A 22,003-nucleotide genomic window follows, 5' to 3' on the forward strand; every position below is an offset into this window, starting at 1 on the left:
ATGGATTACAAAAGCAAACGCCTAGGATTTTTTTTAGGTGCTGATATTTTACTTTTCGTAATTAGCATATATTTGTCTTTTTCCTTACGATTTAGCGCAGATATTCCTAATGAGTTTTATGAAGGGATGTTTAAAAGTGCTGTAGTTTTAATTTTATTGAAAATTATTTTTTTAGCTTTACTTCGAATTTATCAAGTTGCGTGGAGGTTTTTTTCACTAAATGAAGCAAGAAAATTGGTTATAGCTTTGGCCTTAGCTGAATTAGTCTTTTTAGGAATTTATTTTTTATATGATGATTTTTTCAATCCATTTCCAAGAAGTGTTATTGGTATAGACTTTGTAATCTCTTGTATGTTAATTGGAAGTTTAAGAATCAGCAAAAGAATGGTAATAGATTTTAGAAAACCAAAATATAATGAAGAACATCCTTGTATCGTTGTGGGTGCTACTTCAAAAGCTTTGCACCTCCTAAAAGGAGCTAAGGAAGGTAGTTTGGGACTTTTTCCAGTAGCTGTGATTGATGAACGTAAAAATTTAATAGGAACATATTGTGATAAATTTATAGTAGAAAACAAACAAGCTATCAAAAAATATACTCAAGAAGGTATTCATACGGCCATTATTGCTTTAAAATTAGAACAAGATGAATTAAAAGCTTTATTTGATGAATTAATATCATATGGTATAAATGATATAAAACTTTTTTCTTTTACCCAAAACGAAGCAAGAGATATTAGTATAGAAGATTTACTTGCTAGAAAACCAAAAGATTTAGATAATGCCTGCGTGATTGATTTTATAAAAAATAAAATTGTTTTAGTAAGCGGAGCTGGGGGAACTATAGGTAGTGAGCTTTGCAAACAATGTATAAAATTTGGTGCAAAACACTTAATAATGCTTGATCATAGTGAATACAATCTTTATAAAATAAGTGAAGATTTAAGTGCACATAAAGAAAAAATTGAAGCTGTAATGACAAGTATTCTAGATAAAGAAGCACTTGAAAAAATTTTAGCAAATAATAAAATAGATCTCATATTACATGCAGCAGCTTATAAGCATGTGCCTTTGTGTGAGCAAAATCCTCACTCAGCTATTTTAAACAACATAATTGGCACTAAGAATTTAATCGATATTGCTAAAAAATATCATGTAGATAAATTTATTATGATTAGCACCGATAAAGCAGTTCGCCCTACTAATATTATGGGTTGCACAAAAAGAATTTGTGAGTTATATGCTTTAAGCTCAAGTCAAGAAAATTTTGAAGTAGCTTGTGTTCGTTTTGGAAATGTTTTGGGTTCAAGTGGTAGTGTTATACCTAAATTCAAAGCTCAAATTGCAGCTAATGAACCATTAACTCTCACTCATCCTGATATCGTGCGTTATTTTATGCTAGTGGATGAAGCTGTACAACTAGTTTTACAAGCTGCTGCAATCGCAAAAGGTGGAGAATTATTTGTGTTGGATATGGGTAAACCTGTAAAAATAATGGATCTAGCAAAAAAAATGCTACTTTTATCTAATAAAAAATTAGATATAAAAATTACCGGATTAAGAAAAGGTGAAAAATTATACGAAGAGCTTTTAATCCATGAGAATGATTTAAAGACTAAATATGAAAGTATTTTTGTCACCACTAGTGAAATTAAGAATTTAGATGAATTAAATATAGATATACAAAGATTACTTCAATCTATAGATCCAGCTAAAATTTTAAAAGAAATTGTTCCTGAATTTAATCACAATAAAAACGGAGAATAATTAGTTCTTGTTTTATTTTAAATGATATAATTTGGACTTTAACTTGATTAATATAAATAAAAACGATAAAATTGCATTTTTAAAATATGTGATTGAAATCAAACAAAGGAAAAAAAGTGAAATTGTTGGTCGTTGATGATAGTTCTACAATGAGAAGGATAATTAAAAATACCTTAGTAAGATTAGGACACAAAGATGTTTTAGAAGCTGAACATGGGCTTGAAGCATGGGATTTACTTTCACAAAATGATGATATCAAAGTTTTAATCACTGATTGGAACATGCCAGAAATGAATGGTTTGGAATTAGTTAAAAAAGTAAGAGCTGAAGAAAAATATGCTGATATGCCTATCATTATGGTTACAACCGAAGGTGGTAAAGCTGAAGTTATCACTGCTTTAAAAGCAGGAGTTAATAACTATATTGTAAAACCTTTTACCCCTCAAGTATTAAAAGAAAAACTTGAAGATGTTTTAGGAAGTAATGAAGATTAAATCATACCCTTCTCTATGCAAAAATATTATTATGAACTTTTTTTTCAAACAGACAAGGAATATATAAATTTATTTCTTGATCTGATTTTTTCTCTTGGTATAGATGCAATTGAAGAAAAAGACAATGGAATATATATAAGATCTGAAGAAGAACTAGAACTGGTTCATTTAGCATTGGAAAATTTTCATAAAAAACTTTGTGAAATATTGCAATTAAAATTTTATTTTTGTTCTACCATAAGTAAAAAAGAAAACAAAGATTGGATAGAAGAATACAAAAAAGGTATCAAAGCATTAAGTATTGATAACATACATATACATACTACTTGGCAAAAACCTATAAATAATAAAATAAACATTGTTATAGATCCAGCTTTAGCATTTGGATCAGGACATCATGAAAGTACATATACTTGCATAGAATTTATACAAAAATATACAAAAAAATCAGCTTATTGTCTTGATGTTGGGTGTGGTAGTGGAATTTTGAGTATTATTATGGCTAAAATGGGTGCTATAGTACAAGCTTGCGATACCGATGAACTGGCTATTCATGCTAGTCAAGAAAACGCTAAACTAAATAATGTTATATTTGATAAAATTTGGATTGGCTCGGTTAATCAAAGCTTACAAAAATATGATATAGTTGTCGCCAACATCATAGCAGATGTTTTGATAATATTAGAAAAAGACTTGAAGGAAAAAATGAAAAAAGGTGGACTTTTAATATTATCTGGTATTTTACACAAATACGAAGAAAGAATTAAAAATAAATTTAAAGATTTGACTTTATTAGAATATAAAAATAAAGGAGAATGGTTAAGTTTAGTTTATAAAAAGGAAAATAATGAATAAAAAACCAAATAATCAAAAAGATAATCAAAATAGCAATAATTTTTTTAATAAAAATCCTATTTTTATTTTTGCTATTTTTGCTATAGTAATGATCTTTTTATTCAAAGGCTTTTCAGATGACTCAGCTATGGGTTTTATCGGCAATGAAAATACTAAAAAAGTTACTTATTCAGAACTTAAAACTCTTATAGAAAATAATCAAATTGCGCAGGTAAATATAGGTCAAACAACTATAAAAGCTATTTCTAAAGCTGGAAATATGGCTTATATAACAAAAAAAGTTCCTAATGATACAACTTTTGTTTCATTACTAGACTCAAAAGGTGTTTCTTATGGAGCATTCAACGAAAGTAATTGGTTTATAGATATATTACTTTCTTGGGTTTTACCTGTATTTATTTTCTTTGGAATTTGGATGTTTTTAGCTTCTCGCATGCAAAAAAATATGGGTGGTTCTATACTTGGGATTGGTAGCTCTAAAAAACTAGTTAATTCAGAAAAACCTAAAGTTAAATTTAGTGATGTCGCAGGTGTTGAAGAAGCAAAAGAGGAAGTTAAAGAAATTGTTGATTTTTTAAAGTATCCAGAAAGATATATTAAACTTGGTGCAAAAATTCCAAAAGGTCTTTTACTTGTAGGTCCTCCAGGAACAGGTAAAACATTATTAGCAAAAGCAGTAGCTGGAGAAGCCGATGTACCATTTTTTAGTGTATCAGGATCATCTTTTATAGAAATGTTTGTTGGTGTTGGTGCTTCAAGAGTTAGAGATTTATTTGAAAATGCAAAAAAAGAAGCTCCAGCTATTGTGTTTATAGATGAAATTGATGCTATTGGAAAATCTCGTGCCGCTAGCGGTATGATGGGTGGGAATGACGAAAGAGAACAAACTTTAAATCAACTTTTAGCCGAAATGGATGGATTTGGTACTGAAAGCTCTCCTGTAATTGTTTTAGCAGCAACCAATCGTCCAGAAGTATTAGACGCAGCTTTATTAAGACCTGGACGTTTTGACAGGCAAGTTTTAGTAGATAAACCTGATTTTAAAGGCAGGTGTGATATTTTAAAAGTGCATATGAAAGATGTTAAAATTTCTCCTGAAGTAAAAGTAGAAGATATTGCAAGATTAACTGCTGGATTAGCTGGAGCTGACTTAGCTAATATTATTAACGAAGCAGCTCTTTTGGCTGGTAGAGATTCTAAAAAACACGTCGAGCAAAAAGATTTAGTTGAAGCCGTTGAAAGAGCTATAGCTGGACTTGAAAAGAAATCTCGCAGAATTAATGATAAAGAGAAAAAAATAGTAACATATCATGAATGTGGTCATGCATTAATAGCTGAAACAACAAAAGGAGCTAAAAAAGTCAGTAAAGTTTCTGTAATTCCAAGAGGACTAGCAGCACTTGGATACACTTTAAATACTCCTGAAGAAAATAAATTTTTAATGCAAAAACATGAACTTCTAGCCGAAGTTGATGTTCTTTTAGGAGGACGCGCTGCTGAAGAAATTTTCATAAAAGAAATTTCAACTGGTGCTAGTAACGATTTAGAACGTGCAACCGATATTATAAAAGCTATGATTTCCATGTATGGTATGAGTGATATAGCTGGTCTTATGGTGCTTGAAAAGCAAAGAAATACTTTTTTAAGCGGTGGTCAAACTATTAAAGATTATTCAGATAAAATGGCACAAGACGTAGATGAATATGTTAAAAAAACCCTAGATGAACGATATCAGGGTGTGAAAGAAACTCTTAAAACTTATAGTGGAGCAATTGAAACTATGGTACAATCTTTATATGAAGAAGAAACTATAGATGGAGTTAGAGTTAGAGAAATTATAAAAAATTATGAGGAAGAAAATAATCTTTCTACTCGACTAGCAAATAAACAAGAAAGTAATAAGGAAAACTAATGAAATTCGATTTTATTGCAAAAGCTGGTTTAGGATTTTTAATATCTCTTGCTATAGTTTTTGCAATAATTCAATTGTTATGGGGATTTTCTTGGATTTTATGTTTTATATTAATACTGTTTTTATATATTTTTAGGGTAAGCTCTGTAGGATATATAGCCGATTCTAACACTATTATTTCTCCCATAGAGGGGGTTGTTAAAAAAATTCAATCAACTACTTATGCAGAAATTGGAGAATGTGTTGAAATTCAAATTTTCAACTCAATTTTTTCTCAAGGAACTATTATAGCTCCATTGGAACTAGAAGTAAGCAAAACTACTATAAAACACGGACTTTTTTTATGTCCTTTCATGAAAAATACAAATTTATTAGCTGAAAGAATCCTATTTTTAGTAAAATCAAAAAATAAATTGTGGGCTATGCGTATCACTTTTGGTGCTTTAAATAGAAAAACTCATATTTATGATTTTGGTCATCATTTAAATCATGCTCAAAAAATAGGTTTCATGTTAGATGGTAGTATAAGTTTATTTTTACCAAAAGACAGTAAAATCTGCGTCAATGAAAACGATAAAGTTCACATAGGTGCATTAATAGGTTACTTAAATCCATGAATTTTAAATTAATTTACATATTACCTAATCTTTTTACAGCGGCTTCAGTTTTTTTAGGAATTATTTCTATTATAGCTTCTATTAATCAAAATTTTGATAAAGCTCTTATTTATATTATTTTATCACTCATATGTGATGGACTTGATGGGCGTGTTGCAAGAGCTACAAATTCTACTTCTAAATTTGGAATTGAGTTTGATTCTTTAGCAGACATAATAGCCTTTGGTGTAGCTCCAGCTATACTTTTTTATATGAGCATAGGATATGAATATGGAAAATTAGGTTCACTTATAGCAGGTTTGTTTGTAGTTTTTGGCGCTATACGTTTAGCAAGGTTTAATGTTACCACAGGCACATACGAACCTTCTGTATTTATAGGTTTGCCTATACCAACCGCAGCAATTGTAAGTGCTTTATGGGTAAGTGCTTATTTATATTATGATTTCCTTCGTAATTATTCTTTGTTAATTTTGTGTATACAAGCACTACTCGCTTTTTTAATGGTTAGCAATATACGCTATCCTAGTTTTAAAAAAATTGATCTAAAAAGAGCAAATGTTTTAAAAGTTTTAATTATTTTAGTAATACTTTTATCTATGTTTTATTTATATTTTTTGGAAAGTGCCTTAATACTAGCTAGTTTATATGTTCTATATGGTTTATTACGTAGTGCTTACACTTTAACTAAAACCTTAAAAAAAGAGTAATTTAACTTTTTTCTTTAGTTTCAGTCTATCTATAAATTTTGTAAGGATATTATTATGAATAAAAACAAGTTTTTTAGGCAAGTTCATATTTATATTGGTTTATTTTTTTTACCATTAGCTTTTTTATATGCTATAACTGGATTTGCATATTTAGTTGGTTTTGATGGAGATAGTGGGGCAAAAATTCAAAGTTATAAAATTCAAGCAACCATACAAAAAGATGATGAAGCTAAATTTCTAATAACATTTTTAGAGCAAAACCATCTTAAATTACCCTCTTCTTTAAAACCAAAACCAAATAAAAAAGGCAATGGTATAGAACTTGGTGGTATTAATTACACAACAAGTATCATAAAAATTGATGAAAACACTTATGAAATCATCATTAAAACTAGAAGCTTATTAGGTAATATGATTTCATTACATAAAAATAAAGGTATGTGGTATTTTTCTATCCTTGGTTTGGCTTTTGCTTCAGCAATGATAATGCTTTATATTTCTGGAATTTTAATCACCCTTGTAGCCATTCGAAAAGACAGAAAAAAACAAATTGTAGTATTAACTTTAGGTTTTATTATTACACTTATTGTAGCCTATTTTAGTGTTTAAATTTAAGGTATATCTTATAAAGATTAAGATATACTTACGTCTCTTGAGGACAGATGGGTGAGTGGTTGAAACCACACCCCTGCTAAGGGTGCAGATCTTAACGGGTCTCGAGGGTTCAAATCCCTCTCTGTCCGCCACTTTGAATTGTTTTAGTTTTTTACACTTGTGTATTTTTCAAATTCTCCACTTTCATCAATTTCATTTCCATATAATTGGTACAACTCATAATAATATTTCACGAATTTTTTACATTCATCATCTATTGGCATAAAAAATTCATCTTCTAAAACACAAAAATCATTTAAATATTTTTTTGCGTCTTCTTTTAATAAATAATGTCTTGCTAAGTTATAATAATTTTGTAAAAATATTTCCTTAAATCTCTCATAAGCTTCTTGAGTAAAATCTACATTTAATTTTTCATTTCCAAAAGATAAAACTTCGGCTTTAAAAAGCAAAGATAAATGTATTAGGCCTTCTGTATAGTAAGGTTTAACTTCTTCTACTCTTTGCCAAGCTATTAAACCAACTGCTCTTTTTATTAATTCATAAAATACAGGCATTTTTAATTCATCTTTTTCATGTAAAAAGAAATTTACCAATCCTCCTGCAGTTGCTTTAAATTCTTCAATATTTTTAAATACTCCACTTTCATTCATTTTTTTCTCACTATCATTTGCTACAAAGAAAATATGTCCAAATTCGTGTCCTATAGTTGAAACTTCATATATTTTTTTCCATAATTTTTCATTATAAAATAAAATATCTCTTCCATAATCTAAAAATTCTTTTTCAAAAATCATAGAAGAAAGTTTCATAAAAGGTTTGGTCTTAGCATTTTCATAAACATAATTTAAAAAAGCAAAAATTTTCTTACCAGCTATATTACTGACATATTCATCATTTGGAACAACTTGAGCGGAAAAAAGTCCTTTAAGTTCTGCGCCATAAAAAATCATAGGCATACAAATATAAAGTTGAGTTTTATCAAGATTAAAGTTAACCTCCTCAAAAAGCTTTTCATCTTTTTCTTCTAGTTGCTCATAAATCATAGAAAAACTTTCTTTTATTTGTTCTTGAAAAACATTAGTATCAAAATCGCTAATATCTTCTAAACGTATATCCCATTCTAACGCTACTGCATGGGTATAAGAATCTTCATAATATTCTAATGGATGACCTATTTGTAACGGTGATTTTACTTCCATCCAAGCAAGTTCAGCCTCTTGCCATTTTTTAACTACTTCTTTATTATCTTTTTCACAAAAAGCAAATTTTAACTTTTCTATATAAGTTATATAAGCTTTTTTATCATCATTTAACTCAAAAGTTTTTAATTTATCTAGAAGTTTATCAAATTCATATTCTAATTTTAAAACTTCATTCTCAAAAGCTTTTGCATAAGGTAAAAATCTCCAAATAGTCCCAATTTTGACTAAAGCCCCATAACTTCTTTCACAAATCTCACCATCTTGATTTAACTGATAAAGTTCATTTTGTTTTAAAAATTCTAAAGCATCACTTAAATTCTGAAACTGCTCTTTTAAAATTTTATTATTGACATCTAAAATTTGTTTACTCCATGCAATATCAAAAGAATTCATAATTACTCCAATATTATGAACACCTTGAATTAAATTCAAATAAAAATCATCAAGTAATTTTTTACTCTTTATCTCATCAATGAGATCTTGATGCTCCACTTCATAAAAAGATCTTACTAAGGAATGTACTTTATATTTTATTTGAGTAATTTCCTCTTCTTTTAAACCTTTTTTTTCAAGTTCTTGAATTAAATTTTCTTCTTTTAAATCTACCAAACGACGCAATATAGCCAAAATATTATTTTTTTCATTATCAAGCTCAGCTAATTGTAATGCTCTATCTATAAGTGGATGATTTTCTCCATTTTGTAAAATTTTATATAAATCATTGATATATTGTTTTCTGTTTTTTACTATTTGTGCAATTTGTCTAAAATCATTCATATGAACCTTTCTTTATTTTTAATTCTTAATTATAATATTTTTTTCAAAATACAAGGAGAATACCATGAAAGATATGCAAGAACCAAAATTAAAAGTCATAGCTATGCCAAGTCATACCAACCCAGCAGGTAATATATTTGGTGGTTGGATTATGTCTCAAATAGATCTAGCTGGTGCTATAGCAGCTAGAGAACTTTCGCCGCAAAGAGTCGTAACGGTCGCAGTAGATAAAATCATTTTTAAAGAACCTATTTTTGTAGGTGATTTAGTATCGTGCTATGCTAAAATTATTAAAGCAGGAAATACTTCTATCACAGTCGAAGTAGAAGTTGTTACTCAAAGAGCAAATGAAAATGGGCATGTATATTGTATACATGTAACCTCAGCAATTGTAACATATGTAAGCGTAGATAAAAATGGTAATAAATTGGCCATAGATGCGGATTTAAAAAGATTACATGGTTTTTAATTTAAAAATTAATTGTATTTTTAAAAAAAATTCTATATTATCAACAAAAAAAATTCTAAGGCTATATATGCGCGGATATAAAATATTTTCTGGTTCTGCAAACGAAGACTTTGCAAAAAAAATTTCAAAATACCTTTCTTTACCTTTAAGTAATGCTGGAGTTAAGCGTTTTAGTGATGGAGAAATTAGCATACAAATAGACGAAAGTGTGCGTGGTAAGGATGTATTTATCATACAGAGCACTTGTGCACCAACTAATGATAATTTAATGGAACTTTTAATAATGACTGATGCATTGCGTCGTTCAAGTGCAAGTTCTATAACTGCTATAATTCCATACTTTGGCTATGCAAGACAAGATAGAAAAGCAAGTCCTAGGGTACCAATTACTGCAAAATTAGTAGCAAATCTCATACAGTCAGCTGGAGTAGATAGAGTAGCTACTATCGATTTACATGCGGGGCAAATTCAAGGATTTTTTGATATACCAGTAGATAATCTTTATGGAAGTATCATTTTTAATGACTATATTAGGAATAAAAATTATAAAAATCCTATCATTGCAAGCCCTGATATAGGAGGTATCGCAAGAGCTAGAAGCGTAGCAAAAGCCTTAGGACTTGATATAGTAATAGTTGATAAAAGAAGAGAAAAAGCCAATGAGAGTGAAGTAATGAATATCATCGGTGATGTAAAAGATAAAGAAGTAATTTTAGTAGATGATATCATCGATACAGCAGGAACCATAGTAAAAGCTGCTGAAGTTTTTAAAACTAAAGGTGCAAAATCTGTTATAGCTTGTTGCACTCACCCTGTACTTAGTGGCGTAGCTTATGAAAGAATAGCTAAAGATGCACTTGATGAGCTAGTAGTAACTGATACCATACCTTTAAAACAACAAATGGATAAAATCAAAGTCCTAAGTGTAGCACCTATTTTTGGAGAAGTAATACGTAGAGTTTATCATAATGAAAGCGTGAATTCTTTATTTGTATAAATTCTTTGCGAGGTAATCTTGCAAAGAAAACTTATTTTAACTTAGATAACAAAAGATTATAATCCTGCTTGATATCTTTAAGTTTTAATGAATTTAATACTTTATTTTCAGTTTCGGCTGACCAATATATTTTTAATTTTATTTTAGCTCTTGTTATAGCTGTATAAAATATATTATGTGTTATTTGCTCTTCTATCTCATCTGAAATAATTATAGAAACATTATCATATTCTAAACCTTGTGCTTTATGTATGGAAATAGCATAAGCTACTTGAAAAGGAACAGCATGTTCTTTTTCATCCTCTTCATCAGAATTTATTTCATCTACTTTAAAAGCAATTTCTGTATATTCATTATTAAATTTTTTAGTAACTTTAAAGCTATTTTCGCTCTCTTTGCTTATATTTTTATAAACATTTACCACAAAAAGAGCATATCCATTTTCTTTCTTTATGTCTACTATCGATCCTTTTAAGTTATTGTGAATGACTTGCCCAAACCTTAAAGAGGATTCATTATTAAACAATATAGGATCGTCTATTTTATAATACAAGCTATTAAATTGAATACCTTGTTTAGGATTATTTTCTTGTAAAAGCCTATTTATATTATTTACACCATATAATCCACCGTAATTAAGACATAAGATAATCTCATCTTCTTTTTGCGCATTAAAATTAAAATTTTCTATTTTCTCAGATATTTTTTTCTTAGAAAGCTTTTCAAGTATATTCTCTCCTAGCTCTCTTACTTCTTTCCATAAATCTTGTAAACTTTCATCATTAGTTCTATAAATATGTTTTAGCTCTATTTGCTTATCTTTAAAAAAGTTTTGAGCAAATAAAAACCAATTTCCAAAATTAATAGCCTCTATTTGATATACATCTCCAACACAAACCAAAACATCACATTTTACTTTATTTAAAAATTCAAATATATTTTTATTATCAATCGTACTACACTCATCAATAATTACAATATCATATACTTGCTCTTTTCTTTTTTTTATGCAAGAAGATATAACATTAAAACTCCATAAGGGATTTTTTATTCTTCTTTTTATATTATCTAATGCTGTGTAAGTATTTGTCAAAAACAATATATTTTTATCTTTAAAAAAATTAGAAATATATTCTATTAATGTAGTTTTGCCTGTTCCTGCTGCACCATATATCAATGCTAATTTTGAATCACAAAACATTTTTTCTAGAAAATTCTTTTTTTCTGCACAATCTAAGTTATTATTCTCTAGCCATTCTTTTATATCTTTTTGATAATTTTCTATGCCACTTTGAGTAAAATTTTTAAGCTTTAAAATAATATTTTTTATCGTAACTTCATCTTCATTAATATATAAATATTTTTCATATAATATTTCTATATGTCTTTTTGGTTTATGGTATTCATACTCAATAGAATCATTGTATTTCCTAACTAGTTCTAAAATATTTTCTTTAGAAATTTGCACAAAATCCTCAATATCCTTATATAAGTTTCCATGAATTTTAGAGTTATTTTTAATAGTTCTAGCTAATAATTCATGCCCTCTATCTTTCGCATCTAAACACTCATATAAATCAATTAATCTAGGATTATGTCCTGCTAAAGAAGTACAAAAAGGCATATCTTCAAAAGGTATGGAGGAATTTTTTAAACATAAATTTGATAATTTTTCATTAGCAAAATCACCTTTTTGATGTTTTACAACAACATTATTCATACTATTTAATAAATAACTAAGGATATTTTTTCCTTTTTTATTGTTTGTGATAATATCCCTTGCCTTATCAAGACATTTAAAAAAATCATTAAATTTATTTTCACTAAATTCATTCTTGATGTTTTGATATTCTATATCATTTAATTTTATAATATCTAGCAAACTCAATTCATTGTATTTTAAAAACTGCATGATTCTCTCATACTTTGCATTTCTTATAAAATTAATATTGACTAATCCAAAAATGACACAAAAATTTTTTAACTCACAAGGTCTTATGCTTACATTCCAATTGATTATTAATATAATAGGTATCTTAAATGAATTCAACCATATGCTAGTATCATATAATTTTAACTCAACAGCATAATTATCTGGAATATATTCTTTTGAAAAAGCTATGATTTTATCAAATTTACTTGTATTGTTTTTAGCTAATACAAATGTTATCTCATAATACATTTTTTTATCTACAATAAATGGCTTGACTTTATGTATATAAAATTTATCAATTCTTGTATTTTCAAACACACTTGTATTATTGATTACATTTGTAACTCTTTCATAATATTGCAAACTTAGATTATCAAGCTTAATAGGAAATTCATATATATTCTGCAAGATATCTATATTTAAATTATTTTTACAAAATTGCTTTATTTTAATTAAAAGAGAAATATATTTTAACATCAATCTTTCTGAAGTTTCCTCATCTGGAGTGTAATGAGAAGATGTTATTTGTAAGAAATTATGCATTTTTCTAATATTTACATATTTAGCTTTATCGCTTATATATACAATTCCAACTTTTAAATTATCATAATGACTATTAAAATTATTGTTTGTATCTCTATTGTAAATATACAAAGCAATATGTTCTATTAAATTCCTTAACTCATTGAGTATATTTTGAGATAAAAATCCTCTATCATCTTCATGTTTTTTTATATTTTTATTAAAATTTTGACTAACAACTATAATTTGCTCTAAAACAGATTTATCTTCCACCCTAATTCCTTAACAATGCTATATATTCGCTTTGTTTTTCGTTTAAGACTTTAAAAGTGCTTATCATGTAAGAAAATTCATCATCGCTTAAACCATAAAGTTCTTTAACTAATAAATCATTTTTTGCTCTTAAGATATCATAAGCTTTTTTAGTTTTTGGAATTTCATCATCTTTTATGTTAAATTCTTGTTTTAATTCATCAAAATAATGATTTGTATCATTGTAAAGTTGTAAAAGTAAAGCGTTTTTAGCTAGAGTTTTATAAATTTCATTATTTTGAATTTCATCATCACTTGGTTGTGGAAATGGAATTCTTTCTAAATAAGTTTTACTTACATTGATTTGCACCATATTTCTTATGATGAAATCAACCACTAAAGAATTTAACAAAGCTAAAGCAAATAAAATTCTTTTATGAGACATAGCATTTATACAAATTTCATCATCTCTTAAAATATATAGTTTTGGCACATTTGCAAACATACTATGCCCAAAACCACAATTTTTTGGTAAAAGTGAAAATATCAAAGTCCTCTCATCTGTATCTCTTGCAATAGCTCTATATCCAAGTCTAAAAAATTCTCTATCATATTTTATCAATTCAGGGTTTAGTTCTTTTTGTGTAGCTTTTTTAGCTCTTGAAAGTTCTTTGCTTTTTAAACGCTCATCAAATTTAGCCTTTTTTAAAAAATAAGTAGCTTGGCTAAAATTTGCATTAAATTGATGTATCATTTTACCTTCATATAAAGGCAAAAGTTCTTCCCCAAACTCTTCTATAAACAAATCTTTATCAGTAGTCATATTTAATTCTTGTCTAAAATCTATATAATCAAAAGATAAATTTTGAAATTTTTTATAGCATTTTTTTAAAATTTCTAAGGATTGCTTGTCTTTTAACTCCATTAAAGCTAAGTGAATTGGACTTAGCTTTTTGATATCTTTTAAACTTAGAGTTAAAATTTCATCTTTGTTTTTTAGTGAGTTTATATCTGTTTTATAAAACATCGTTTTGATTTTGTGAGCATTATTTGCTTGCGTATTTTTTATAAGCATAAGAGCAAATTTATACCTTGAATCTACATCAGCAAATATAGCTTGTCTGTTTTCAAAACTATAAAAATATTCTAAAGTTTTATTTTCTAAAATTTCTTTTCTTAAAGTTAAACTTCCATCTTCAAACATTAAAGCACTAGGTAAAACATAAGCTAAATTTCCATCTTGTTTTAAAAGAGAAAGATTTTTTTCTACAAAAAGACGAAATAAATTAATATCTTTCGTTAAAGAATTAGACATAAATGTGTTTTTATAATAAACATTAATTATATCTATATATGCTTTTTGTTTTTCATAATTTTGCTTTATATAATCTTTAGCTAGCAAATTGTTTTGAATTTCTTTTTTCTTGCTAGCAATTAAGCTTCTATAATCGCTTTTATATTGCGGAAAGAAATCATTATCACTAAACTCTGACTTATCCCAAGGTGGATTACCTATGATGATATCAAAGCCTTTAAAGACTTGATTTTCTATGATTTCAGGAAATTCTAACTCATAGTTAAAAAAGCTAAATTCTTTTTGATATTTGCTAATGATGTCTTTTGCTTGTTCATTTTGATTTAAATTTTGTATATCATCTTGACTTAAGGCTTTTAGAAATTGTAATTCTTCTTTGTTAGCAAAATAAAGCGAGTTGATATAGTTTAGATATAAATTTAGCTTATCAAGCTTTGGTGTGATTTCATTTTGATAGATTTGTTTTGATTGTTTGATTTGTTCTTCGTTGGTATCTTGTAGATTATCAAGCTTTTCAAATACTTCTTGTAAAATTTCAAATTCTTGAGTAATGGAATTTGTGAAAAGATTATCAGCATTTTGTGAAATTAAATTTTTAAAATCACTTATGTTTGAGCCTACTAAAGCATTACCACATTTTATGTGATGCTCTATAAAAGAAAGTGGGGTTCCAAAGATAAAACTATCTATCCAAAGGCTAAGTTTTGTAAGTTCTATACTAAATGGGTTTAAATCCACCCCGTAAATAATGCGTTTTAACAAAAGTCGTTTCAAAACATCACTTTCATCTAGCTCATAATCTTGCGTAAAATCTTTTATGTGATTTGCGATATTTTCTTTTTCTTGTTCGTGAAGTTGTTTTAAATTTGTAAAATGTTCAAAATCTGATAAAACAATATGCGTGATAGCATTTAAAACTCCGACTAAAAAATGCCCGCTACCGCAAGCATTGTCTAGTATTTTAAATTTCAAAATGTTTTCATTGTTTAGTTTATCTTTTAAAGCACTATTTATCAAAAAATTCACTATTGACTCAGGTGTATAAAAGCTTGCTGTTGATTTTCTTGAATTACTAGAATTTTTAAGATAAATTTGTCCTTTTTTATAAAAATTGTATTTTTCTACTTTTTTTGATTTTTCTAAAATTTTAAAATCATAATTATCAAAATAACTTTCTATTTCTTTTGATTTTTCTTTATAACTTACATAGTAAATATCTTCATTTGCTACTTCAAAAAAGTAAGAAAGCAAACCTTCATAAATCGTGCCTAAATGCTCTATGCTTAAAGTTTTATAATCTCTTTTGAAGGTTAAATTTTTATCTTTGTAATTTAATAATTGCTCTAAGACATATTTTAGATCTTTATCACTGAAAATCTTTGGTGTGCTTAAAAGAGTGGTCTTGCTCTCATCAAACAATCCACCATTAAAGACAGGCATATCAAAACTACTTTTACCCTCGTTATAAATTTGAAAAATAGTTTCTAAATCTCCAAAGCCAGCACTTGAACTTTCATCATCACTTAAATTTTGTAATAAAGTTTTTATACTAATTTTGCTTTTGAAGTATTTATGCTTTTCTAAGATATTTTCAAATTTATCTTCAAAATAAGCAATAAATAAAAGCCTAAATACAAAATATAAAGAATTTTCATAGATTAGTTTTAAATCAGCTTTAGTTTTGTTATAAATCTTAGAACCTATAAATTCAAATAAAGATTCATTACCATTAGTTCCATAGATGATAGATTTTAAATCATCTTCTATTTTGATTTTTGATTCTTTATTAACTTGTAAAGATTTTTCTATGTGTTTTTCTTCTGTATAGCTTTTTGAGGCAAAAATACTATAAAAGTATGCAAAAGCTTGATAATTTTTATCTTTTATAATTTGTTCTAAATTTATCTCATAAAACACCTTGTTTGCACTAAGTGTAGAGTTATCATAAAAACGCCAAAATCTACCATTGGTTAAAAAGCCATAATTTTTCTTTAAATTACTAAGATATCTTAAAATTTGAAAGTGAGGATTGTCTTTTACTTTTTTATTATCAATTTCTACATTATAAGCTTTTGACTCCATAATGATAGTAAATTCATTGCTTGATTTTTTTACATCTTTGTCTAAATTTTCATAATTTGCTTTTATGTTTTCATCGCTAAAAAGTAAAAAGTCAGGTTTTTCTAATTTACCTTGTATGATTTTTTCATCTTGTCTTATAAATTTCCACCCTAAAATTTCTAACACTTTTGATATAAATTCATCTTCAAATTGATGTTCATTGTATTTTTGAAAACTTTTTTGAATAGCGTTATATAGGCAAATTATGTCATCTAAAGTTGTTTTGTATGTATTTTCATTTTGAGTAAAATTATAAATGTTTGGAAAATCTACCTCTAGAGCATAATTAGTAAAAAGATTATTATCGAGATATTTTTTAATTTCTTCATAAAAATTCATAGAATACCTTAGTATTTTTTTAAAATAATATCAAAAAGAACTTTTTAAAATGCTAAGAAATATTATCAAGCTTTATAATGTAATTTAAATTTAGAATTAATAAAGACCTTGTTACTCATCTAAAAAGAAGCCTTTCTTAAAGTCTTATCAGTAGCAAGGAATCTTTGGTGAATTATATTATTAAAAGATTAAATTTGGTGGAGACGAGGGGAATTGAACCCCTGTCCAAAAATAAAACAACCACAGCATCTACATGTTTAGTAAAGGTGAAAATTTCATCTAACTAAACTCACCTTCCAAAATTTCAAGTTAGACTAAGACTTCAATTTCGATTAAAAATTGTCAATTTTTAATCTACACTATCAAAGATGACTAAATTTTAAACTAGATAGTATCATCTAAAATTCAGGCTCAACTGAACTTACGCAGCTTTAGCGTAAGCAGGAGCAAATTTAACGTTGTTTGCGTTTAATTTTAATTTTAAGCTTTTTACGCTTTGCTTAAAGCGACATGCCACTAAGGCCACTCTACTCCTGTCGAAGCCAAGTCGTCCCCGTTATTGAGAAATTTTATCTGGAACATTAGCAATTAAAGGATTAAAAATAGCTAAAACGGTATCGTCATTTTCATAACTACAACAATATTTTTCAAATTGATCACTTATTAAAAGCATCCAATCTGTAAATTCTTCGCTAGCTGGACCTTCAAATTTTAAAGCTTGTTTTGTGATTTCTTCGCAAAAGGTACCAAAATTTACAAGCTCTTCAAGATTTAATCTTTTAGCTGCCCATACAACATTGTGAATATTTTGCTCTAAATCTCTCAAAGCCTCTTTATATTTTTCACTATTACTGCTAAGTTTTACGATTAAAGGTTCTAAAATATCACAAAGACTTCTAAAAAAGTATAAAAAACGCTCAATTTCTTCAAGCTCGTAATCTCTTTCTAACTGCTCTAAAATTCCCATAAAAACTTCTATAATTTTAAGTTTAAATGTTTATTTTAACAAATTTTAGATAAAATTCAAATCTTCAACAAAACAAAAATGGAAAAAAATGGATAGAATTGTAGAAATTGAAAAATTTTCCCCTGATGAAAATTATGAAAATTCACTAAGACCTTCTAGTTTTGATGGATACATAGGACAAGAAAATATTAAAAAAAATTTAAAAATTTTTATAAAAGCAGCCAAAAAAAGAAATGAATGCTTAGATCATATACTTTTTAGTGGGCCAGCAGGGCTTGGAAAAACAACTTTAGCAAATATCATAGCTTATGAAATGGGGGCAAATATAAAAACAACTGCAGCTCCTATGATAGAAAAAAGTGGTGATTTAGCAGCTATATTAACAAATTTAAGCGAAGGTGATGTTCTTTTTATAGATGAAATTCACCGCTTAAGCCCAGCCATCGAAGAAGTGCTTTATCCAGCTATGGAAGATTATCGTCTTGATATAATAATAGGTAGTGGGCCTGCAGCACAGACTATAAAAATAGACTTACCAAAATTTACCTTAATCGGTGCAACAACAAGAGCGGGTATGCTAAGCAATCCATTAAGAGATCGTTTTGGTATGCAATTTCGTTTAGAATTTTATAAAAATGATGAACTTGCTATTATTTTAGAAAAAGCTGCTATAAAACTTGACAAAATCTGTGATAAAAAAGCTGCTTTAGAAATAGCTAAACGCAGTCGTTCTACTCCAAGAATAGCCTTGAGATTATTAAAACGCGTAAGAGATTTTGCAGATGTTAATGATGAAAATACTATCAATGAAAAAAGAGCAAAAGAAGCACTTGATTCTTTAGGAGTTAATGAGCTTGGTTTTGACTCTATGGACTTAAGATATTTAGAGCTTTTAACTGATGCTAAAAGAAAACCTATAGGACTTTCTAGTATAGCTGCTGCTTTAAGTGAAGACGAAAACACTATAGAAGATGTAATTGAACCTTATCTACTAGCTAATGGGTATATAGAAAGAACAGCTAAAGGTAGAATAGCGAGCTTGAAAAGTTTTGATATTTTAAAACTAAAATACGATAGAGGATTGTTTGATGAAAAATAGTAAATTTTTTTTGATAAGTTTTATTTTAGTTGTTTTATTTTGGGTTTTATATCTTTTTAAACCATTTTTAATGAATATAGCCATAGCTAGCTTAATGGCTGTTTCTACTTCTAATATCAATGTTAAATTTCTTACAATTTTTAAAGATAAAAAAGTTATATCTGCTCTTGCAACGACTTTATTTACTTTAGCTTTGTTTTTTATCCCATTTGTATATGCTATTATAGAACTTGCTAAAGCAGCAACAAATTTTGATATAAATTACATTTATAACACAATAGAATATTTTAAAAATTATAATCTACAATTACCAGAAACACTAAGCTTCATAGAACCAAAAATTAAAGAAATTTTAGCAAGTATAGATTTAAATTCTATATCAAAAAATATTCTAACTTATCTTTCTAGTGCTACAAAATTTGGCACCAAGTTTTTAACTGATATGGTCTTAATCTGCGTATTTTATTTCTTTGCAAATTTATATGGATCTCAAATAATAAGTTATATAAAAACTATTATACCTATGCAAAAAGAAGAAACTCAAGGGATTTTAAGCGAAGTGAGTAATGTAATGTCTGTGGTATTTTATTCTATGGTTTTAAATGCTATTTTGCAAGGAGTTCTTTTTGGCATTATCACAAAAATTTATGGTTATGATGCTTTTTTAATGGGAATAGTATTTTGCTTTAGCTCATTGTTACCAGTTGTTGGAGGTGCTTTAATCTATGTCCCTGTTTCTTTATATGAATTTGCTAATGGAAATTTACACGCAGCATTAATAATCTTTTTATATAGCATTATAACAATTTCATTTATAGCAGATACTTTAGTTAAGCCTTACATTATTAAGTGGATTAACAATAAGCTAGTAAAAATTCCAACACAAATCAATGAACTCTTGATATTTTTTGCCATGATAGCTGGAATTTCAAGTTTTGGTTTTTGGGGTATTATTTTAGGTCCTGCAATACTGACTTTTTTCATTTCTACTTTAAAACTATACATAATTTTAAAAGAAAAACATTTTGTATAAAAAAGCGATTATTTTAAGTTTGAATAATCGCTAAAATTTCCTCTTCATTAGTAATTTTTTTATTATATTTTATTACCAAAAATTTGGAATTTTTATACACATCCGATACACCTTTTAAATCTTTGATGATACTTAAATTTTCTTGAGTGTCTAATGATAAATATAAATTTTTAAATTCAGATGGACTTTGTAAAAAAAACAATAAAAACAACCATATTAAAGAAAGAGTCACTAAAACAAGGGCCAGAATACTTAAACTAAAATGATGCAGAAAATATCCTCCCACAACACCACCTAAAAAACTTCCAAAATAACCAAAAGAATTAAATATACCCAAAGCTGCACCTTTTTCATTTACTTTAGCAAATTTACTCGCACAGCTTTGCATAATAGGCTCATGTAAATTAAATCCTATAAAAAAGATTACCACACCTACCATAAATACAAAAGCACTATTAGCAAAAGCAAAAATTATATAAGAAAGGATAAAAAATACCACACCTAAAAGTAAAATTTCTTTACTAAGCCCTCTTTTTTCACCTAATGAACCAGACAATCCCATAGCGATAAATCCCAATACCATAGAACTTACATAAACATGCCATAAATTTTCACTTGGGTAATTAAATTCATTAACCAACATCAAAGGAATACTTAAGAACGCTATACTCATTAACATTTTTTGCATGCAATTAGTTAAATTCATTAATGCTAGATTCTTTTCTTTTAAAAGCATTTTCAATGGGGTTTTTGTATTTTCATGATGTATGGCATGTTCTTTTGGTACAACACTAAAAAGCAATACAATACACACAAAACTTAAAATAGCGCTAAGATCAAACAAACTTGAAAGACCAAATTTAGCACTCATCAAAGGAGAAAGTACCAAAGAAGCTGCAAAAGAAAGACCTATAAAAGATCCCATTACAGCCATAGCTTTTCCACGATTTTCTTCATTAATAAAATCACTTATCATAGCAGTTGCTACAGCACCAATAGCACCAGCACCTTGTAAAAGCCTACCAAATATCATAGTATAAATATCATTAGCGTAAGAACACACAAAAGAACCTATGATAAAAATTATCAACCCTATTAACATAGTCTTTTTACGCCCAATTTTATCAGAAACTACTCCAAAAGGAACTTGTAAAGCCATCTGAGTTAATGCATAAACACCTACTAAAAGTCCTACTAAAAATTCATTAGCTCCTTGAAGTTCTAAAGCATATAAACTCAAAACTGGTAAAACTATAAATAAACCAAAAAATCTAGTCCCAATTATAAAAGACAAGGGTAAAACCGCTTTTATCATATATTCTCCTTATAAAGGATAATTTTACTATGATTTTGATAAACTTTTTTTGAAAGCTATTTATAAAAAAAGGTAATTTTGTATGAAAAATAAATTGAAAATTGTTGTTGCAAGTTCTAATATACACAAAATTCAAGAAATTAAAAATTTTCTTAAATCTTATGAAATTTATTCATTAAACGAGTTAATCAAACCATTTGAAATTATAGAAAATGGGAAAAGTTTTAAAGAAAATGCTTTGATTAAATCTTCAACAATTTTTAATACACTTAAAAAAGATGAATTTATAGTTTTAAGCGATGATAGCGGTATTAGTATTGAAGCTTTAAACAATGCTCCTGGAATATATTCTGCAAGATATTCTAAAGAAGGAACTGATATTGCTAATAATGAAAAAATCATATCTAGTTTGCATGAAAAAAATCTCTCAGAAAGTAAAGCGTTTTACACTACAGCAATCGCTATAAGCTCTAAATATGGACATTTTTGTACCCATGGATACATGTATGGCATAATTACAGATACTCCAAAAGGAAACAATGGCTTTGGATATGATCCATTATTTATCCCTCAAGGTTTTAATCAAACTTTAGGAGAACTTGATGAAAAGATAAAAATTCAAATATCTCACCGATCAAAAGCTTTAATGATTTCAAAATATGTATTTAAACTTTTAGAAAAAATATCATAATGTT

The 22,003-nt window shown here is 27.4% G+C and carries 17 protein-coding genes, 1 tRNA gene and 1 other RNA gene; 13 read left to right on the top strand and 6 right to left on the bottom strand.

What is annotated here, in order from left to right; genetic code table 11:
• The 8 genes from pglF to CINS_RS06130 all read left to right on the top strand — a co-directional run bounded on the left by pglF (nucleotide 1) and on the right by CINS_RS06130 (nucleotide 7,095).
• Complete coding sequence (gene pglF / locus CINS_RS06095) at nucleotides 1-1,764, top strand: UDP-N-acetylglucosamine 4,6-dehydratase (configuration-retaining) (protein WP_039650737.1); 1,764 nt, start codon at nucleotides 1-3, stop codon at nucleotides 1,762-1,764.
• Nucleotides 1,765-1,880: 116 nt separating this feature from the next.
• Nucleotides 1,881-2,258 carry a chemotaxis response regulator CheY gene (locus tag CINS_RS06100; RefSeq protein WP_039650739.1) on the top strand — a complete coding sequence of 126 codons (378 nt, stop codon included), beginning with the start codon at nucleotides 1,881-1,883 and terminating at the stop codon, nucleotides 2,256-2,258.
• Nucleotides 2,259-2,273: 15 nt separating this feature from the next.
• Complete coding sequence (locus CINS_RS06105) at nucleotides 2,274-3,113, top strand: 50S ribosomal protein L11 methyltransferase (RefSeq protein WP_039650741.1); 840 nt, start codon at nucleotides 2,274-2,276, stop codon at nucleotides 3,111-3,113.
• Nucleotides 3,106-5,025, top strand: coding sequence for an ATP-dependent zinc metalloprotease FtsH (gene ftsH / locus CINS_RS06110; protein ID WP_039650743.1), 1,920 nt, complete (start codon nucleotides 3,106-3,108; stop codon nucleotides 5,023-5,025). The genes CINS_RS06105 and ftsH overlap by 8 nt, the downstream gene beginning before the upstream one ends.
• The gene (locus CINS_RS06115; RefSeq protein WP_039650744.1) at nucleotides 5,025-5,642 is read left to right on the top strand and encodes a phosphatidylserine decarboxylase-related protein; all 618 of its coding nucleotides are present in this window, start codon (nucleotides 5,025-5,027) and stop codon (nucleotides 5,640-5,642) included. Before ftsH ends, CINS_RS06115 begins: the two co-directional genes overlap by 1 nt.
• The gene (gene pssA, locus CINS_RS06120) at nucleotides 5,639-6,349 is read left to right on the top strand and encodes a CDP-diacylglycerol--serine O-phosphatidyltransferase (protein WP_039650747.1); all 711 of its coding nucleotides are present in this window, start codon (nucleotides 5,639-5,641) and stop codon (nucleotides 6,347-6,349) included. Before CINS_RS06115 ends, pssA begins: the two co-directional genes overlap by 4 nt.
• 51 nt (nucleotides 6,350-6,400) lie before the next feature.
• Nucleotides 6,401-6,958 carry a PepSY domain-containing protein gene (locus tag CINS_RS06125; protein ID WP_039650748.1) on the top strand — a complete coding sequence of 186 codons (558 nt, stop codon included), beginning with the start codon at nucleotides 6,401-6,403 and terminating at the stop codon, nucleotides 6,956-6,958.
• Nucleotides 6,959-7,005: 47 nt separating this feature from the next.
• Nucleotides 7,006-7,095 (top strand) — tRNA-Ser (locus CINS_RS06130).
• A 12-nt stretch (nucleotides 7,096-7,107) separates the two neighbouring features.
• Here CINS_RS06130 and ciaB read toward each other — a convergent pair.
• Nucleotides 7,108-8,946 carry an invasion protein CiaB gene (gene ciaB / locus CINS_RS06135; RefSeq protein ID WP_039650750.1) on the bottom strand — a complete coding sequence of 613 codons (1,839 nt, stop codon included), beginning with the start codon at nucleotides 8,944-8,946 and terminating at the stop codon, nucleotides 7,108-7,110.
• 64 nt (nucleotides 8,947-9,010) lie between these two features.
• Here ciaB and CINS_RS06140 point away from each other — a divergent pair, with 64 nt between their 5' ends.
• Both CINS_RS06140 and CINS_RS06145 read left to right on the top strand, forming a co-directional pair.
• Nucleotides 9,011-9,415, top strand: coding sequence for an acyl-CoA thioesterase (locus tag CINS_RS06140; RefSeq protein WP_039650752.1), 405 nt, complete (start codon nucleotides 9,011-9,013; stop codon nucleotides 9,413-9,415).
• A gap of 67 nt (nucleotides 9,416-9,482) precedes the next feature.
• The gene (locus tag CINS_RS06145; RefSeq protein WP_039651437.1) at nucleotides 9,483-10,412 is read left to right on the top strand and encodes a ribose-phosphate pyrophosphokinase; all 930 of its coding nucleotides are present in this window, start codon (nucleotides 9,483-9,485) and stop codon (nucleotides 10,410-10,412) included.
• 31 nt (nucleotides 10,413-10,443) lie between these two features.
• Here the strand turns inward: CINS_RS06145 and CINS_RS06150 are convergent, their stop codons facing one another.
• From CINS_RS06150 to CINS_RS06160, 4 genes are all read right to left on the bottom strand, one after another.
• Entirely contained in the window at nucleotides 10,444-13,140 is a 2,697-nt protein-coding gene (locus tag CINS_RS06150) for an AAA family ATPase (RefSeq protein ID WP_170161468.1), read from the bottom strand.
• 1 nt (nucleotide 13,141) lies between these two features.
• Nucleotides 13,142-16,894: a type II restriction/modification enzyme gene (locus CINS_RS06155; RefSeq protein WP_039650756.1), complete on the bottom strand. Its 3,753-nt coding sequence runs from the start codon at nucleotides 16,892-16,894 to the stop codon at nucleotides 13,142-13,144.
• 195 nt (nucleotides 16,895-17,089) lie between these two features.
• Nucleotides 17,090-17,449, bottom strand: a transfer-messenger RNA (tmRNA) gene (gene ssrA / locus CINS_RS07695).
• 1 nt (nucleotide 17,450) lies between these two features.
• Nucleotides 17,451-17,861, bottom strand: a complete 411-nt coding sequence (locus CINS_RS06160) for a hypothetical protein (protein ID WP_039650758.1) — start codon at nucleotides 17,859-17,861, stop codon at nucleotides 17,451-17,453.
• Between the two features lie 88 nt (nucleotides 17,862-17,949).
• On the opposite strand from CINS_RS06160, the gene ruvB reads away from it, so the two are divergent.
• Together ruvB and CINS_RS06170 are read left to right on the top strand one after the other, a co-directional pair.
• Nucleotides 17,950-18,960: a Holliday junction branch migration DNA helicase RuvB gene (ruvB, locus tag CINS_RS06165; protein ID WP_039650760.1), complete on the top strand. Its 1,011-nt coding sequence runs from the start codon at nucleotides 17,950-17,952 to the stop codon at nucleotides 18,958-18,960.
• Nucleotides 18,950-19,993: an AI-2E family transporter gene (locus CINS_RS06170; protein ID WP_039650762.1), complete on the top strand. Its 1,044-nt coding sequence runs from the start codon at nucleotides 18,950-18,952 to the stop codon at nucleotides 19,991-19,993. The genes ruvB and CINS_RS06170 overlap by 11 nt, the downstream gene beginning before the upstream one ends.
• Nucleotides 19,994-20,006: 13 nt before the next feature.
• Here the strand turns inward: CINS_RS06170 and CINS_RS06175 are convergent, their stop codons facing one another.
• Complete coding sequence (locus CINS_RS06175) at nucleotides 20,007-21,308, bottom strand: MFS transporter (RefSeq protein ID WP_039650764.1); 1,302 nt, start codon at nucleotides 21,306-21,308, stop codon at nucleotides 20,007-20,009.
• 94 nt (nucleotides 21,309-21,402) lie between these two features.
• Here CINS_RS06175 and rdgB point away from each other — a divergent pair, with 94 nt between their 5' ends.
• Complete coding sequence (gene rdgB, locus CINS_RS06180) at nucleotides 21,403-21,999, top strand: RdgB/HAM1 family non-canonical purine NTP pyrophosphatase (protein WP_039651439.1); 597 nt, start codon at nucleotides 21,403-21,405, stop codon at nucleotides 21,997-21,999.
• The last annotated feature ends 4 nt before the right edge of the window (nucleotides 22,000-22,003 follow it).

It is taken from the genome of Campylobacter insulaenigrae NCTC 12927 (genome assembly GCF_000816185.1).
GTDB classification, from domain to species: domain Bacteria; phylum Campylobacterota; class Campylobacteria; order Campylobacterales; family Campylobacteraceae; genus Campylobacter_D; species Campylobacter_D insulaenigrae.